The organism is Hydrogenophaga atypica, from assembly GCF_042665215.1.
Taxonomy (GTDB): Bacteria; Pseudomonadota; Gammaproteobacteria; order Burkholderiales; family Burkholderiaceae_C; genus Hydrogenophaga; species Hydrogenophaga defluvii_A.
This window is the reverse complement of the sequence record NZ_JBHTCA010000005.1, coordinates 138,646-153,908: the sequence shown is the minus strand read 5'-3', so window position 1 is coordinate 153,908 and position 15,263 is coordinate 138,646. Positions and strand designations below refer to the sequence as shown.

Annotated in this window: 15 protein-coding genes; 10 read left to right on the top strand and 5 right to left on the bottom strand. The window is 67.1% G+C overall.

The window, feature by feature from the left end; translation table 11 throughout:
* Window position 1: 1 nt before the first annotated feature.
* The gene (cueR, locus tag ACFQPB_RS09625; RefSeq protein WP_382222367.1) at window positions 2-433 is read right to left on the bottom strand and encodes a Cu(I)-responsive transcriptional regulator; all 432 of its coding nucleotides are present in this window, start codon (window positions 431-433) and stop codon (window positions 2-4) included.
* Window positions 430-627: a heavy-metal-associated domain-containing protein gene (locus ACFQPB_RS09620; protein WP_382197558.1), complete on the bottom strand. Its 198-nt coding sequence runs from the start codon at window positions 625-627 to the stop codon at window positions 430-432. The genes cueR and ACFQPB_RS09620 overlap by 4 nt, the downstream gene beginning before the upstream one ends.
* A 164-nt stretch (window positions 628-791) precedes the next feature.
* Between ACFQPB_RS09620 and ACFQPB_RS09615 the strand changes: the two genes are divergently transcribed.
* Both ACFQPB_RS09615 and ACFQPB_RS09610 read left to right on the top strand, forming a co-directional pair.
* On the top strand, window positions 792-3,083 hold the full coding sequence (locus ACFQPB_RS09615; RefSeq protein WP_382222364.1) for a heavy metal translocating P-type ATPase: 2,292 nt from the start codon (window positions 792-794) through the stop codon (window positions 3,081-3,083).
* Window positions 3,084-3,157: 74 nt separating this feature from the next.
* The gene (locus tag ACFQPB_RS09610; RefSeq protein WP_382222362.1) at window positions 3,158-3,760 is read left to right on the top strand and encodes a hemerythrin domain-containing protein; all 603 of its coding nucleotides are present in this window, start codon (window positions 3,158-3,160) and stop codon (window positions 3,758-3,760) included.
* On the opposite strand, the gene ACFQPB_RS09605 is transcribed toward ACFQPB_RS09610, so the two are convergent.
* Entirely contained in the window at window positions 3,744-5,102 is a 1,359-nt protein-coding gene (locus ACFQPB_RS09605; protein ID WP_382222359.1) for a transaminase, read from the bottom strand. The genes ACFQPB_RS09610 and ACFQPB_RS09605 overlap by 17 nt on opposite strands.
* 96 nt (window positions 5,103-5,198) lie before the next feature.
* Window positions 5,199-6,113 carry a LysR substrate-binding domain-containing protein gene (locus tag ACFQPB_RS09600; protein WP_382222356.1) on the bottom strand — a complete coding sequence of 305 codons (915 nt, stop codon included), beginning with the start codon at window positions 6,111-6,113 and terminating at the stop codon, window positions 5,199-5,201.
* 135 nt (window positions 6,114-6,248) lie between these two features.
* On the opposite strand from ACFQPB_RS09600, the gene ACFQPB_RS09595 reads away from it, so the two are divergent.
* The 8 genes from ACFQPB_RS09595 to ACFQPB_RS09560 all read left to right on the top strand — a co-directional run bounded on the left by ACFQPB_RS09595 (window position 6,249) and on the right by ACFQPB_RS09560 (window position 13,739).
* Window positions 6,249-7,397, top strand: a complete 1,149-nt coding sequence (locus tag ACFQPB_RS09595) for a CaiB/BaiF CoA transferase family protein (protein WP_382222353.1) — start codon at window positions 6,249-6,251, stop codon at window positions 7,395-7,397.
* A gap of 29 nt (window positions 7,398-7,426) precedes the next feature.
* On the top strand, window positions 7,427-8,323 hold the full coding sequence (locus ACFQPB_RS09590) for a dioxygenase family protein (protein ID WP_382222350.1): 897 nt from the start codon (window positions 7,427-7,429) through the stop codon (window positions 8,321-8,323).
* A 12-nt stretch (window positions 8,324-8,335) separates the two neighbouring features.
* Window positions 8,336-9,145: a citryl-CoA lyase gene (locus ACFQPB_RS09585; RefSeq protein ID WP_382222348.1), complete on the top strand. Its 810-nt coding sequence runs from the start codon at window positions 8,336-8,338 to the stop codon at window positions 9,143-9,145.
* Between the two features lie 6 nt (window positions 9,146-9,151).
* The gene (locus ACFQPB_RS09580; RefSeq protein WP_382222345.1) at window positions 9,152-9,763 is read left to right on the top strand and encodes a malonic semialdehyde reductase; all 612 of its coding nucleotides are present in this window, start codon (window positions 9,152-9,154) and stop codon (window positions 9,761-9,763) included.
* A gap of 61 nt (window positions 9,764-9,824) precedes the next feature.
* Window positions 9,825-10,790: a Bug family tripartite tricarboxylate transporter substrate binding protein gene (locus ACFQPB_RS09575; protein WP_382222344.1), complete on the top strand. Its 966-nt coding sequence runs from the start codon at window positions 9,825-9,827 to the stop codon at window positions 10,788-10,790.
* A 49-nt stretch (window positions 10,791-10,839) separates the two neighbouring features.
* On the top strand, window positions 10,840-11,346 hold the full coding sequence (locus ACFQPB_RS09570) for a GNAT family N-acetyltransferase (protein ID WP_382222341.1): 507 nt from the start codon (window positions 10,840-10,842) through the stop codon (window positions 11,344-11,346).
* A 119-nt stretch (window positions 11,347-11,465) separates the two neighbouring features.
* Window positions 11,466-12,416, top strand: coding sequence for an agmatinase (speB, locus tag ACFQPB_RS09565; RefSeq protein ID WP_382222338.1), 951 nt, complete (start codon window positions 11,466-11,468; stop codon window positions 12,414-12,416).
* 3 nt (window positions 12,417-12,419) lie between these two features.
* Window positions 12,420-13,739 carry an NAD(P)/FAD-dependent oxidoreductase gene (locus ACFQPB_RS09560; RefSeq protein WP_382222335.1) on the top strand — a complete coding sequence of 440 codons (1,320 nt, stop codon included), beginning with the start codon at window positions 12,420-12,422 and terminating at the stop codon, window positions 13,737-13,739.
* 49 nt (window positions 13,740-13,788) lie between these two features.
* Here the strand turns inward: ACFQPB_RS09560 and pdxR are convergent, their stop codons facing one another.
* Window positions 13,789-15,255, bottom strand: a complete 1,467-nt coding sequence (gene pdxR, locus ACFQPB_RS09555; protein ID WP_382222333.1) for a MocR-like pyridoxine biosynthesis transcription factor PdxR — start codon at window positions 15,253-15,255, stop codon at window positions 13,789-13,791.
* Between the last annotated feature and the right edge of the window lie 8 nt (window positions 15,256-15,263).

Here is a 15,263-nt window from a genome sequence, read left to right as displayed (position 1 = left end):
TTCAGCGAAGCCCGGCCAGATCGTCGAGGATGGGGCAGTCCGGCCGGTCGTCCCCATGGCAGCAAGTGGTCAGGTGCACGAGGCTGCGTTCCATGGCCTGCAGTTGGGCAATGCGTGTTTGCAGGGCCAACACGTGGCGCTGCGCCACCTGTTTGACTTTGGCGCTGGAGCGTTCCCGGTCCAGCCACAGGCCCACCAGTTCGGCGATGTCCGCCATCGAGAAACCCAAGTCCCGCGCCCGCTTGATGAACTGCAAGGTGTGCACATCGTTGCGGGTGTAGAGCCGGTAGCCGCTGTCGGTGCGCGCCACCGTGCCCAGCAGCCCGAGGCCTTCGTAGTGCCGCAACATCTTGGCTGAAATGCCAGACAGCTGGGCAGCTTCGCCGATGTTGACCGGCCAAGCCGTGGGCACAGGGGCGTCCGATCGTGTCATGGCGCGACCGCGTAGCCCTCTTCGGCAATGGACGCGGCAATCTTGTCGCGTGGCTGGTCGCTGCTCACTTCCACCAGGTTGTGGCTGCGGTCGATGACCACCTGCGCCTGGGGGTCCAATGCCAAGATGGCCTGCTTGACGCTTTTCTCGCAGTGGCCACAAGTCATGCCGGTGACGGTGAAGGTTTGTTTCATGGGGTGTCCTTGGGTGTGTGGAATGAGGCTTCAGTGTGAAGCTTGACACCGGGGCAAGGTCAAGCACGATTGTGGAGACCTCGGCGCCCCAGGTGTTTGACACGGATCAATCAACCCCAAAAAGGGCTTGACCCTGACACGGTGGAAAGCTTCACACTGCGCCCATGAACACCACCACCCTCCCCAACAACGGCACCCCCGAGCCGGAACAGTGCGAGCTGGACCTGGGCATTGGCGGCATGACCTGTGCCTCTTGTGTCTCCCGCGTCGAGCGGGCGCTGAAGAAGCTGCCCGGGGTGGACGAAGCCACCGTCAACCTGGCCACCGAAACCGCGCGGGTGCGTTGGTCGGCAGCGGCCGACACGGGAACCTCAGACCAGCTCACCATGGCCGCACGCATCCAGCGTGCGGTGCGCGATGCGGGCTACGAACCCCGGCCCATCGAATCACCGAATGCAGATCAGGTGCGACGCTTCTTCGGTGTGCCAGCAGACGCCTGGCCCGTGTTGCTGGGCGTGTTGTTGTCGGCCCCGCTGGCCCTGCCCATGGTGGGCGACCTGTTCAGCCAACACTGGATGTTGCCGGCCTGGGCGCAGTTCCTGCTGGCCACGCCGGTGCAGTTTGTGCTGGGTGCGCGTTTCTACACAGCCGGCTGGCATGCGCTCAAGGCGCGCACGGGCAACATGGAACTGCTGGTGGCCATCGGCACCACGGCGGGCTGGGCGCTCAGCACTTGGCTGTGGTGGCGCGCAGAACCGGGTGAGATGGTGCACCTGTACTTCGAAGGCTCCGCCGTGGTCATCACCCTGGTGTTGTTGGGCAAGTGGCTGGAGGCCCGCGCCAAGCGCCAGACCACCGAAGCCATACGCGCGCTGCAGGCCCTGCGGCCCGACGTGGCCCACCTATTGCCCGACGGCATCAAACGCACCGAAGTCACCGACGTCCCGGTGGCCGAATTGCTGCCCGGCGACCTGTTGCAAGTGCGCCCTGGCGAGCGTTTTCCGGCCGATGCCGAGGTGGCCGAGGGTGAAACCCAGGCCAACGAATCCATGCTGACCGGCGAACCCATGCCAGTGCACAAACGCCCCGGCGACAGCGTGACCGGTGGCAGCCTGAACGGTGAGGGCGCGGTGGTCATCCGCGTGCGGGCCGTGGGCGCGCAGAGCGTGCTCAACCACATCATTGCGCTGGTGCAGGACGCCCAGGCCACCAAGGCCCCCGTGCAGAGGCTGGTGGACCAGGTGGCGGCGGTGTTCGTGCCTGTGGTGCTGGTGATCGCGTTGATCACGTTCCTGGCTTGGTGGTGGCAAGGCGCCCTGCCGGAAGAAGCCCTCATCCACGCGGTGGCCGTGCTGGTCATTGCCTGCCCGTGTGCGCTGGGCCTGGCCACGCCCGCCGCCATCATGGCCGGCACCGGCGTGGCCGCCCAACACGGCATCCTCATCAAGGACGCCCAGGCGCTGGAGATCGCCCACCGCGTCAAGGTGGTGGCCTTTGACAAGACCGGCACCCTCACACGCGGCCAGCCGCAGTTGTTGCAGCTCTTGCCCGCCCCTGGGGTGGATGCCGACCAGGCCCTGGCCTTGGCGGCCGGTTTGCAGGCCCAGAGCGAGCACCCCTTGGCCCATGCCGTGGTGAGTGCCTTGCGTGAGCAGCCCGCGCTGGTGGCCCTGGTCGCCACCGACGTGCGTGCTGTGCCCGGCCGTGGCACCGAGGGCATGACCCAAGGCCAAGCTGTGCGTGTGGGCAGCCTGCGCTGGATGGACGAACTGGGCCTGCCGCTGGGCGATCTGGCGCCGGCGGCCCAGCGTCTGCAGAACGAAGGTGCCACGGTGTCGGCACTGGCGTGGGGTGAGCGGGTGTACGCCTTGCTGGCCTTTGGTGATGAACCCAAGTCCGGCGCGCGCGAGTCCATCGAAGCTTTGCACGCGCGTGGCATACGCGCGGTGATGATCTCGGGCGACAACCGGGGTGCGGCTGAAGCGATGGCTCGGCGCCTCGGCCTGAGGCCTGAGCAGGATGAGGTCATGTCCGAGGTGTTGCCGGGCGACAAGGCGCGGCAGGTGCAAGCGTTGAAGGCCGAGGGCCACACAGTGGCCATGGTGGGCGATGGTGTGAACGATGCGCCTGCGCTGGCGGCGGCCGACGTGGGCATGGCCATGGGCGGCCAGGGCGAAGGTGGCCAGGGCGGCTCCGATGTGGCCATGCACGCGGCCGGCATCACCCTCATGCGTGGCGATCCGCGTCTGGTGGCGGCGGCCCTGGACGTGTCGCACCGCACGGTGATGAAGATCCGGCAAAACCTGTTCTGGGCCTTTGCCTACAACGTGGCGGGTATCCCGCTGGCGGCGTTGGGCTACCTCAGCCCGGTGGTGGCTGGTGCGGCCATGGCGCTGAGTTCGGTCAGCGTGTTGGGCAATGCGTTGTTGCTCAAGCGCTGGCGCCCACCCACCTGAACTTGACCTGCGTCAATGACAAAAATGGCTGTGGCGGCGATGCTCAGTGTCACCACAATGAGGAGACCCGCGCCATGAAATTCGAAACCCTCCGCATCATCCGCGACGAACACACGGCGTTGTCGGCCATGCTGCAGTCCTTGCTGGCCCTGGTGCGCCAAGGCCCGGGCGACGCGCCTGAACGGTTCTTCGATGTGGTGCGCGCCATGCTGTTCTACATCGACGAATTTCCCGAAAAACAGCACCACCCCAAGGAATCCAACCTGCTGTTCCCGCGCGTGGCGCGGGTGGCGCCACACACCATGGCCACCATCGAGCAGTTGGAGCGCGACCACATGCAGGGCGAAACGGTGGTGCGTGATCTGCAGCACAAACTGCTGGCCTGGGAGCTGCTGGGCGAAAGCCGGCGCAAAACCTTTGTGGACGACGTCGAGCGCTACATCGGCTTCTACTTGGAGCACATGCGGCTGGAAGAAACCGTCATTCTTCCCGAGGCCGAAGCCCATCTCACTGAAGAAGACCGCCGCGAGCTGGACGCAGCGTTCTCCCGCCATGTCGATCCGTTGGTGAGCATGCACAAGAACGTTGGCCATGAGGCCCCCGCCCATGATCCAGCATTCGACCGGTTGTTCACCCGCATCGTGATGCGTGCGCCCGCGCCTATTGGCCTGGGCTGAGCGTCACACACAAAGCGTCGAAGGCCGCAAGCAAGCGATCCACATCCGCCACCTGGGTTGAAGGGGACAGCAGCATCATGCTGTGGAAGGGTGTGAGCAACACGCCCCGGTTGAGCATGAACAGGTGGGTGAAACTTTCCAGCTCGGGCTGGGCGTGGTCCACCACGTCCCGAGCGTCGCGCGGCGTGTGGGGCATGAACTGCAGTTCCATGCGCGCGCCCAGGCGGGTCACCGTCCAGGGCAGGCCGTGGGTGGCGATGTGGTGGTTCAGCCCCTGCTCCAGCCGCCCTGCCAGATCCAGCATGTGGCCGTAGCTCGCCTCGGTGTGCAAGTGCGTCAGCGCGGCCCGCAGCGCCGCCAGCGTGAGCGCGTTGCCGGCCAGCGTGGTGCCAATGCCGCTGTGGCCTTCGGGCGCGGCGTCTTTCGCCACGCGCATGCGTTCGGTCACCTCGGCAGTGAAGCCGTAGAGCGCACACGGCAGGCCACCGGCCACCGCTTTGCCGGCCACAAAAAAATCCGGTGCCAGGCCGTGGGCCTTGGCGTAGCCGCCGCGTGCGGTGGACAGGGTGTGGGTTTCGTCCATCACCAGCAGGGTCCCAAAACGCTGGCACAAGGCCTGTGCGGCTTCCCAGAACCCGGGCGCAGGAGGTACCAGGCCGCAGTTGGTCAAGGCCGGCTCGGCCAGGAGGCAGGCCACCTGGCCGTCGCTCAGCGCGGCTTCCAGCGCGGCCAGGTCGTTGAAGGGCACCACCCGCGTGAAGGCGTGGTGGTTGTGCACCTGGCCCAGCACCGAGGGCCGCCGCAACGTGGCGCCGTTGATGGGGTCGCGGTCCACCAGCGTGTCGTCCACCGCACCGTGGTAGCAACCGTCGAACACCAGCAGCTGCGGGCGTTGGGTGATGGCACGCGCCCAGCGCAGCACAAAGCGGTTGGCGTCGCTGGCCGTCAATGCCATTTGCCACATGGGCAGGCCAAAGGTCTCGGCCAACAGGGTGCCGACCTCTGGCGTGTGTTCGGCCGGCAGCATGCAGGTCAGGCCGCGTGCCGCCTGCTCGGCCAAGGCCTGGGCCAATGGCGCCGGGCTGTGGCCGAACATCGCGCCCGTGTCGCCCAGGCAAAAATCCGCGTGGTTCAGATCATCCGCACAGGTGAGCGTGACGCCCCGAGCCTCGCGCACGAAGAGCGTGGCGGGCGTGGGCCAGTCGCGCATCCAGTGCAGGGGCACACCGAACAGAAAGTGTTGCTGTGCGGCCTGCGCCAGCGCGAGCGAGCGCGGGTGCTGGTCAAGGAAACGCTGGCGCTCGTCGGCCAGCAAGGCAGGCAGGTTGGGTGGCGTGGTCATGGCAACGCAATGTAAGCCTGGGTGCGTGCACCGCTGGTGCCAATGGTCAGTGGTTGGTCACGACGGGCGCAAAGTGGAACCATCGCGTGGCGTTGGTCAGCCGCGCTTCTGCTGCGCCTCCTCCAGCAAGCTGCTGCGAAACGCCAGCTTGCGCACGATGGCCGAAAACGCCCGGGTGGAGGCCACCTCGCGCGCAGTGGGCGACCACAACATGCCCGGTGTGCGCACGGGCGTGGGGCTTTCCAGGCGCACCACCACCAGGCCGGCGTGGGCGGGCACCACGTTGGCGGCCACGATGGAGGCCAGCCCGGTCTTGGCCACCAGCTCCATCATGGGCGCCAGCGTATTGATTTCGGCCATCACCTGGGGCTCGGCGCCACACGCGCGGAAACACTCGTCCAGCATCTGGCGGGTGGCAAAACTGCCGGGCAGCAGGGCCATGGGCAGGTGGTTCAGCTCCACCATGCGCACGCGTTTGCGCCGCGCCAGGGCGTGGCCCTGCGCCACGATGAGCACCATCTCCTCGTTGTAGAGCGGCTCGAACTGCAGGCCCTCCGGGGCGCTGGGGCGGTAGGCCACGCCCAGGTCCAGCGTGCCTTGCCGCAGGCGGGCCGCGATCTGGTCGGCCGGCAGTTCCTCCGCCACCACCTTCACGCGTGGGTGTTTTTGCTGGAAGGCGGCGATGCAGTCGGGGATGAAGCCGAGGTTGAAGGTGTGGGTGGCACCGATGTGCAGCTCGCCCGCCATGTCCGAGCCGTCGCGCCGCAACGCGCCCAGGCCGAGGTCGATTTCCTGCAGCGCGCGCGTGGCGTGGTGCAGGAATTCGTCGCCGGCTTCGGTGAGCGCCACACGCTTGCCCACGCGGTCGAACAGCGGCCGGCCCAGCTCGTCTTCCAGCTGCTTGATCTGGTGCGACAGCGTGGATTGGGTGACGTGCAGGCGCTCGGCCGCGCGGGTGAAGTTGAGCGAGCCCGCCAGGGCAATGAAGTAGCGCAGGTGCCGCAGTTCCACGTGGGGTTCCTTCCATCATCGACGGCATCGATGGTATCCATGAAAAACCATCATTGTTAAAAATCGTTGGCGCTCGCTACAGTCCGCTCCCAACAGCCCACCCCACCGGGTGGACACACGACAGGAGACAACGCGGTGCACAAAGTCCTCAGCGGCATCAAGGTGCTGGAGCAAGGCACGTTCATCACAGGTCCGGCGGCCGGCATGTTTTTGGCCGATCTCGGTGCCGAGGTCATCAAGATCGAACAACCGGGCAGCGGCGACCCCTTCCGCGCCTTCCGGGGCGGGCTCTACAGCACCCACTTCCAGACCTACAACCGCAACAAACGCAGCGTCACGCTCAACCCCAAGCTGCCCGCAGACGCGGCGGTGTTTGACGAGCTGGTGAAGGACGCCGACGTTTACATCCAGAACTTCCGCCCCGGCGCGGCCGACCGCCTGGGCGCGGGCGAAGCCAAGCTGCGCGGCCTCAACCCGCGCCTGGTGTACTGCGCCATCAGCGGCTTTGGCCAGACCGGCCCGGCCGCCGGCCGCCCCGCCTACGACACCGTGGCCCAGGCCGCCAGCGGCTTTTTGAAGCTGCTGGTCAACCCGGCCAACCCACGTGTGGTGGGCCCGGCCGTGGCCGATGCCATGACCGGCTTTTACGCGGCCTATGGCATCCTGGGGGCGTTGGTGGAGCGCGGCCGCACCGGTGTGGGCCGCAAGGTCGAGGTGTCGATGCTGGAGGCCATGTGCCACTTCAACCTCGACGCCTTCACCCACTACTTCTCGCAGAGCGAGATCATGGGCCCCTTCAGCCGGCCCAGCGTGTCGCAGTCCTACGTGCTCGAATGTGGCGACGGCAAGTGGATCGCGTTGCACATGTCCTCGCCTGAAAAGTTCTGGCAGGGCCTGGCCAATGCCATCGAGCGGCCCACGCTGTTTGAAGACCCGCGTTTTGCCAGCCGCGAAGGCCGCATCCAGCACCAGGAAGACCTGATCGCGCTGCTGGGGGGGCTGTTCCGCCAGCACGACCGCGCCACCTGGTGCGCGCGCCTGGAAGCGCAGGATGTGCCCCACGCCCCCATGTACGACACGCAGGAAGCCATGGCCGACCCGCAGGCGCGCCACCTGCAACTGGAGGTGAGCGCGCCCCACCCCGAAGGTGGCACCTGGCGCACCGTGCGTTCGCCCGTGAGTTTTGACGGCGAGCGCGCGCTGGACGTGACCGCGCCGCCCGTGCTGGGGGCCGACAACGACGCCATCCTCGAACCCATACGCCGCCGCTTGCGCGGCGAGTGACTCCCACCAGAAAAACAGGAGACAAGACCATGACCCCTATGACCGAAGACGACCTGACCCGCGCCGTGCTCGACCGCCTGGCCACCGCCAAAGACCCGCGGTTTGCCGAGATCATGGCCGCGCTGATCAAGCACCTGCACGCCTTCATCCGCGAGGTGGATTTGAAGCCCGACGAGTGGATGGCCGGCATCCAGTTCCTCACCGCCGTGGGCCAGGCCTGTGACGACAAACGCCAGGAGTTCATCCTGCTGTCCGACACGCTGGGCGCGTCCATGATGGTGGTGATGCTGGACCAGTTGCGCGCCGCTGCCAAAGCCCAAGGCGCCGCCCACAGCGCCACGCCCGCCACCGAAGCCACGGTGCAAGGCCCCTACTACTGGGAAGGCGCGCCCGTGCTGCCTTGTGGCGCCAACATCGCGCCCGGTGTCAAGGGCGAGCCCACCTTTTACAGTGGCCGCGTCACCAACACCCAGGGCCAGCCCATCGCGGGCGCCACGCTGGACATCTGGAGTGGCGACGGCGAGGGCAACTACGACATGCAGTTGCCCGGTGACGAGATGGCCGCCCGCGCGCGCATCCAGACCGATGCCCAGGGCCGCTACTGGTTCTGGTCCATCAAGCCCACCTACTACCCGGTGCCGGTGGACGGCCCGGTGGGCCGCATGCTCGACGGCATGGGCCGCCACCCCAACCGCCCGGGCCACATCCACATGATGGTCTACGCCCCTGGCCACGTGAAGCTCACCACCCACCTCTTTGTGGCCAACAGCCCCTACATCGATTCCGACGCCGTGTTCGGCGTGCGCCCCAGCCTGATCGTGGACTTTGAACAGCACGCCGCAGGCCAGGCGCCCGATGGCAGCCAGCAGGCCCAACCCTACTGGTCCGCGCACTACGACTTCCGCCTCGACACCCAAGCCGCCTGAAAGCAGAGCCCCATGAAAATCGGCAAATCCACCGTCCCCCACACGGCCATCTGCACCTCCGACGAAAACACCATCGTCGTGCGCGGCCTCAACCTCTGCGACGACCTGATCGGTCACCTCTCCTTCGCGGATTACTTCTTTCTCCTGCTCACCGGCAACAAGCCCGACGCCGCGTGCAGCGCCGTGCTCAACGCCACCCTGGTGGCCATTGCCGAGCACGGTTTTGTGCCCAGCGTGCAGGCCAGCCGCATGACCTACGCCGCCGCGCCCGACGCGCTGCAAGGCGCGGTGGCCGCCGGCATCCTGGGCTGTGGTTCGGTCATCCTGGGGGCCTCCGAAACGGCGGGCAAACTGTTTGCCGAGGTGGCCGCGCGGGTGGATGGCGGCGTGTCGCTGGATGACGCGGCCCACGCCGCCATCAGCGAACTCAAGGCCAGCCGCAGCCCCATCCCCGGCTATGGCCACCCGTTGCACAAAGCGCGCGATCCGCGTGTGGACCGCCTGATGGCGGTGGCCACGCAGGCCGGTGCCAACCTGCGCTACGTGGAGATTGCGCAGGCCATCGAGCGCGTGATCCCTGGCATCACGGGCAAGGACCTGCGCATGAACGTGTCGGCCGCCATCCCGGCGGTGTTGATGGGCGTGGGCTTCCCGGTGGGTTCGCTGCGGGGGGTCCCCATCCTGGCGCGCACCGCCGGCCTCATTGCCCACCTGGCCGAAGAGGCCGAGACACCGGCCGGGTTTGCGTTGTCGTACCAGGCCACCCGCGAGCTGCAATACGACGGTGTGCTGCCCGACGGCCTGAACCTGAACGCGCACTGAACAACCATGAGCACCACCGAGTTGCACCCCGTGGAGGCGCTGGATGACGCGGCGCTGGCGCGCCTCTTCACCGACGCCCGCACCCACGCGGCATTTGGTCCTGCGCCACTGCCCACGGCCATGCTGCAGCGGCTGTACCAACTCGCCAGCCTGGGCCCCACCTCGCAAAACTGCCAACCTGCGCGTTTTGTGTTTGTCGCCACCGAGGCCGGGCGCGAACGTCTGTTGCCCCATGTGGCGGCCGGCAACGTGCCCAAGGTCCAGTCGGCGCCGGTGACCGTGATCGTGGCGCGCGACACGCGTTTTTATGAACACATGCCCACCCTGTGGCATGTGGCCGAGGCGCGCGCGAAATTTGAGCGCCAGCCTGCCCTGGCTCGCGAAACAGCGGTGCGCAATGCCAGTCTCAGCGGCGCCTACCTGCTCATGGCCGCGCGCGCCCTGGGTCTGGCTTGTGGACCCATGAGCGGTTTTGATGCCGCAGGCGTGAACCGCAGCTTTTTCCCCGATGGACGTTGGGAAGTGGACTTTCTGATCAACCTGGGCTGGCCTGCGGGCCCGGCCCCACGCGCGCGCGGACCGCGGCTCGCGTTCGAACAGGCCTGTGTGCTGGCCTGACACAGCGGCGATTTTCATTTTTCATCAACAAGCGAAACCCCCTCGCAACCGGAGACTTCACATGACCATCCGACGCCACGTGCTGGCCGCACTCACCCTGGCCACCCTCGCTGGCTTCTCGCACGCGCAAGAAGCCAATTGGCCCAACCGCCCCATCAAGATCGTGGTGGGCTTTGCGGCCGGCACCCCGCCCGACATCTTTGCGCGCCTGTACGGCGACTACGCGTCCAAGAAGTTGGGCGTGCCCGTGGTCATCGACAACAAGCCTGGCGCGGCCGGCAACCTGGCCACCGACACCGTGGCCAAGGCACCGGCGGACGGCTACACCTTCCTCTACAACCTGTCCACCGCCTTCACCATCAACCCCTTCATCTACAGCAAGCTGCCGTTTGATCCGCAGAAGGATCTGGTGCCGGTGGCCACCACCATGCGCCAGGGCCTGGTGCTGATCACCAAGCCCAACATGGAGGCCAAGTCGGTGAAAGATCTGGTGGCCGCCGCCAAGGCCAAACCGGGCACCATTTCGCACGCGTCCTACGGCGCGGGCAGCCCCTCGCACCTGATCGTGGAGTGGTTCAAGGAAGAGACGGGCACCGACATGGTCCACGTGCCCTACCGCGCCAGCCCGGTGCCAGACGTGATGGGCGGCCAGGTCGACACGGTGATGGAGCCCATTGCCACCGCTTTCCCGTTGATCAAGGATGGCAAGGTGCAGGCCTTGGCCTACTCCGGCCCGGCGCGTTTTGCCGCCCTGCCCAACGTGCCCACGCTGTCGGAGACCGTGCCCAACCTGACCATGATGTCGTGGCATGGCATCTGGACGTCGGCCGCCACGCCGGCGGCGATCGTCGACCGCATGAACGCCGTGTTTGTGGAAGGCAGCAAGGACGCCGACGTGTCCAAGCGCATCCGCGACCTCAACAGCGAGCCCCTGGGCGCATCGCGCACCGAAATGGCCAACATGATTCGCCGCGATGCCGATATTTACGGCCGCATCGTCAAGGCGAAGAACATCAAGATCGACTGAGCGCCTGACGCAGGCCGGTGTGCCATGGGGCGGTTCTAGAATGAACCGCATGAACACTGGCCTGCCGCCCGATCCGTCGGGGTTCACCCTGCGCGCGCCCCAACCGGGCGACATGGGGCAAATCGTCAGTGGCCAGGCCCGCCTGTACGCGCAGGAGTACGGGTGGGACTGGACCTTCGAAGCGCTGGTGGCCGAGATCACCGCGCAGTTCATCCGCAACTTCCAGCCTGGGCACGAGCGTTGCTGGGTGGCCGAACGCGACGGCCAGGTGGTGGGCTCGGTGTTTGTGGTGCGTCAGAACGCCGAGACGGCCAAGCTGCGCATGTTGTACGTGGACCGCAGTGCGCGGGGCCTGGGGTTGGGCCGCCACCTGGTGGCGCACGCGCTGGCGTTTGCGCGCGGCGCCAACTACCGCCGCATGGAATTGTGGACCAACGACGTGCTGGTGTCGGCCCGCCGCATCTACGAGGCCGAAGGGTTTCGGCTCGTTGAGGAAGACCACCATCACAGTTTTGGCAAAGACCTGGTCGGCCAGGTGTGGGCGCTCGACTGGTGAGCGCCTGAGCACGCCAGTGGCCGCTTGACACCGCCCACAATTGGCACCGCCCGCAAGCTGTGCATTGCGCTACCTTCAGGCGCCACTTCCTCCCCACCGGATTTCACAAGGACAACACCATGGCCATGGGTCAATTTGCCTACGCCAACAACAGCAACCGCTTCCTGGCCTGCGAGCCGCTGGCCGATCAGCCTTTCGCCATTGCGGGCGTGCCCTTTGATGGCGTGGTGACCAACCGGCCTGGCGCGCGTTTTGGCCCCCAGGCCATCCGCGCGGCCAGCCTGATGCTGTGTGACGGCATCCACCCGCACTTCAATGTGTCGCCGTTGGACCATCTGGGAGACGCGTTGGACATGCGCCTGCCCAACGCGTCGCCCCTGCCCGAGGTGCGCCGCCACATCGAAGCCCAGGCCGCCGCGCTGATGGCGCGCCACCACTGCGTGTTCTTGGGCGGCGACCACTCCATCACCCTGTCGCTGCTGCGCGCCGCGCAGGCGCGCTTTGGCAATGGCGAGCCTTTGGCCGTGGTGCACTTCGACGCCCATTGCGACACCTGGAGCGACCACTTTGGCGAGCCATCTGGCCACGGCACCTGGACGTATGAAGCCTTGCAAGAAGGCCTGGCCAGCCCGGCACACACGGTGCAGATCGGCATACGCTCCAGCGGCGAACGCGCCGCGCGCGAGTACGTGGCCGACCAGGGCGGCCTGATCTACAACGCCCGCCAGTTGCGTGGCAAAGATGGCGAAGGCCTGGCCGGCATGGTGGCCGCCATCCGCGAGCGCATCGGCCAGCGGCCCTGTTACCTCACGCTGGACATCGACTGCCTGGACCCGGCCTTCGCGCCCGGCACCGGCACGCCCGAGCCCGGTGGCATGACCAGCTCGCAGGTGCTGACCTTCATCGAAGAACTGGCCGACCTCAACTGGGTGGGCATGGACTGCGTGGAAGTGGCCCCGGCCTACGATCACGCCGAACTCACCACCAACGCCGCTGCCACTTTCGTGTGGACCTACCTGGCCGGCCAGGTGGCCAAGCGCCAGCACGGTGGTCAGCACCGGGGAGGCTGAGCCGTGTTCAAGACCTCGCTGCTGCGTTCTGACACCCAGCTCAACCAGCTCAGCTATTACGAGGCCAGCGTTCAGCGGCCGGAGCCGGAGCCGCCCTTGTTGGGTTCGGTCACGGCCGACGTGCTGGTGGTGGGCGGCGGTTTCGCCGGGTTGTCCACCGCGTTGGAGCTGGCCCAGCGTGGCCGGCGCGTGGTGCTGCTGGAGGCCGACCGCATCGGCTCCGGGGCCAGCGGCCGAAATGGCGGGCAGTTCATCGTGGGCTACGCCAGCGGCCAGGGCGAGTTCGAAAGCCAGCTCGGCCGCGCCGACGCCAAACGCGCCTGGGACATGTCGCTCGAAGCGATCGCGCTGATCGATCGCCGCATCGCCCAGCACCAGATCGACTGCGACGCCGTCAAAGGCTACCTCTACGTGGCCGACTCGGCACGCAAGGCACGCGCCCTGCTGGCCGATCTGGAGATGCAGCAGCGCGACTATGGCCTGGTGTGCGACGTGGCCACCGGCGCCGACGTCAAGCGCCTGATCGACAGCCCGATCTACCAGGCAGCGGGTTACGAGGCCATCTCCGGCCACCTGCACCCGCTCAAGTACGCGCTGGGCCTGGCCCGCGCGGCGCGTGAAGCGGGTGTGGTCATCCACGAGGGTTCGCCCGTCACCGCGCTGGAACAAGACGCCAGCGGCGTGACCGCGCGCACCGCCCAGGGCAAGGTCAAGGCGGCATTCGCCGTGCTCGCCGGCAACTGCATGCTGCCCGAACACGGCCCCGACGTGGCGCCGCAAATCCACCCGCGCATCATGCCGGTGGGCACCTACATCATCGGCACCGCGCCACTGAGCGAGGCCCAGTGCCGCCAGCTCATCCCCAGCCATGCGGCGGTGTGCGACAACAATTTCGTGCTTGACTACTTCCGCTTCAGCGCCGACCGCCGCATGCTGTTCGGCGGCCGCGTGAGCTACACCACCAAAACGCCGGCCGGCCTCAAGGCCGTGATGCAGCAACGCCTGGCCAAGGTGTTCCCGGTGCTGCGCGATGTGCCCATTGACTACGTGTGGGGCGGCTTTGTGGACATCAGCATGAACCGCGCTCCCGACTTCGGCCGCGTGGGCGACAAGGTGTATTACCTGCAGGGCTTCAGCGGCCACGGCGTGGCCCTCACCGGCCTGGCCGGCCAGCTGGTGGCCGATGCCATTGCCGGGCAGTCAGAACGTTTTGATGTGTTCGCGCGACTCAAACACCATGAGTTCCCAGGAGGCCCGCTGCTGCGCACGCCGACGTTGGCGTTGGGGATGTTGTGGCATCGCATGAAAGACGCTGTCGTTTGAACTTCAGAACGCCGCAAGTTGGGGTGCCGGCGTCTCGGGGTCGTCCGGTTCAGATGGCGGCCACCACCGCCCGTGCCACCGTGGGGCCGTACCGTTCAATGGCGGCCAGCGGCGCGTAGCCGTACCCCATCACCAGACCGCGCAGGTCTTCGCGGTGCAGGCAGTACGCCGACAGCGGGCGCACGGTCAGGCCTTGTTGGCCGAGGCGTTGCGCCAGGGCCTGGTCGTCCACCCGGTCGGGCAGGCGCAGGCACAGGTGCAGGCCTTGTTCGGCGCCGCCCACGTACACGCCGGCCTTCGGGTCTTGCAAGCAGGGGGCCAAGGCGTTGACCAGGGCAGCTCGGCGCTCGGCATACGTTTGTCGCGCACGCCGCAACGCGCTGCTGAAGTGGCCCATCTCGATGAACTCGGCCAGCGCGGCTTGCAGGGGCATCTGGCCGGGGCGGTTGAGGTCATAGTGGGCCTGCTTGAAGGCGCCCACCAAGGGTTTGGGCACCACGAGGTAGCCCAGCTTGAGGCCGGGGTAGAGCACCTTGGAGAAGGTGCCCATGTAAAGCACGCAGCCGTCCTTGTCCAGGCCTTCGAGCGATGAAATGGGCGGGCCGCTGAAGCGGAATTCGCTGTCGTAGTCGTCTTCCAGAATCCACGCCTTGTGCTGCGCCGCACAGGCCAGCAGCTGGTGGCGCCGGCTCAGCGACATCACCGCGCCGGTGGGGTATTGGTGTGACGGCGTCACGTAGATGAGCTTGGGCACGGGGTGGGCGTCGTCGCTGCCGGGCGCGATGCCTTGCTGGTCCACCGGCACCGCGTGCATGCTCAGGCCGGTGGCCATGAAGGCCTTGACCGCGCCCCAGTATGCCGGGTCTTCCACCCAGACCGTGTCGCCGTGGTCGGCCAGCAGCTGGGCGCACAGCTCCAGCGATTGTTGCGTGCCGCTGGTGATGATGACCTGATCGGCGTCGAGCTGCACGCTGCGGAAGACGCGCAGGTAGTCGGCCACGGCGCGGCGCAACGGGGCATAGCCGCCCGAATCGTTGTAGTCCAGCATGTCGGGGTAGGTCATGCGCCAGTGTTTGTTCTGCAGGCGCTGCCACAGCGCCACCGGGAAGGCGCTGAAATCGGCGATGCCCGGCGTGAAGGGCTGCACCTCCAGCTGGTTGGCGCAGAACGTGCTTGCCAGTGCCTCGCCTCGGCGCGAGAGCTGGCCGGCCTGCTGCTGTGTCACCGCCGCAGGGCGTGGCGTGGCCTTGGGCACGCTGTCGGCAACATAGGTGCCGCTGCCCACCTGGCTCACCAGGTAGCCCTCGACCGTGAGCTGGTTGATGGCGGCCACCACCGTGTTGCGCGACAGGTTCAGGTCTTGCGCCAGGTCGCGGCTGGAGGGCAGGCGCTCGCCGGCGGCCAGCTTGCCGTCCAGCAAGGCGCGGCGCAGCGCCTCGTAAAGCTGGCGGTGCAGCGGCAGCGCGTCCTGCTGCGCCAGACGTGTCATTTCAGAGAGAAGGAATTCGGACAACATGGCCACTC

Bases quoted from the DNA above. Each gene is read 5' to 3' on its own strand.
- cueR (WP_382222367.1), bottom strand. From the start codon at position 433: ATGACACGATCGGACGCCCCTGTGCCCACGGCTTGGCCGGTCAACATC.
- ACFQPB_RS09620 (WP_382197558.1), bottom strand. From the start codon at position 627: ATGAAACAAACCTTCACCGTCACCGGCATGACTTGTGGCCACTGCGAG.
- ACFQPB_RS09615 (WP_382222364.1), top strand. From the start codon at position 792: ATGAACACCACCACCCTCCCCAACAACGGCACCCCCGAGCCGGAACAG.
- ACFQPB_RS09610 (WP_382222362.1), top strand. From the start codon at position 3,158: ATGAAATTCGAAACCCTCCGCATCATCCGCGACGAACACACGGCGTTG.
- ACFQPB_RS09605 (WP_382222359.1), bottom strand. From the start codon at position 5,102: ATGACCACGCCACCCAACCTGCCTGCCTTGCTGGCCGACGAGCGCCAG.
- ACFQPB_RS09590 (WP_382222350.1), top strand. From the start codon at position 7,427: ATGACCCCTATGACCGAAGACGACCTGACCCGCGCCGTGCTCGACCGC.
- ACFQPB_RS09585 (WP_382222348.1), top strand. From the start codon at position 8,336: ATGAAAATCGGCAAATCCACCGTCCCCCACACGGCCATCTGCACCTCC.
- ACFQPB_RS09580 (WP_382222345.1), top strand. From the start codon at position 9,152: ATGAGCACCACCGAGTTGCACCCCGTGGAGGCGCTGGATGACGCGGCG.
- ACFQPB_RS09575 (WP_382222344.1), top strand. From the start codon at position 9,825: ATGACCATCCGACGCCACGTGCTGGCCGCACTCACCCTGGCCACCCTC.
- ACFQPB_RS09570 (WP_382222341.1), top strand. From the start codon at position 10,840: ATGAACACTGGCCTGCCGCCCGATCCGTCGGGGTTCACCCTGCGCGCG.
- speB (WP_382222338.1), top strand. From the start codon at position 11,466: ATGGCCATGGGTCAATTTGCCTACGCCAACAACAGCAACCGCTTCCTG.
- pdxR (WP_382222333.1), bottom strand. From the start codon at position 15,255: ATGTTGTCCGAATTCCTTCTCTCTGAAATGACACGTCTGGCGCAGCAG.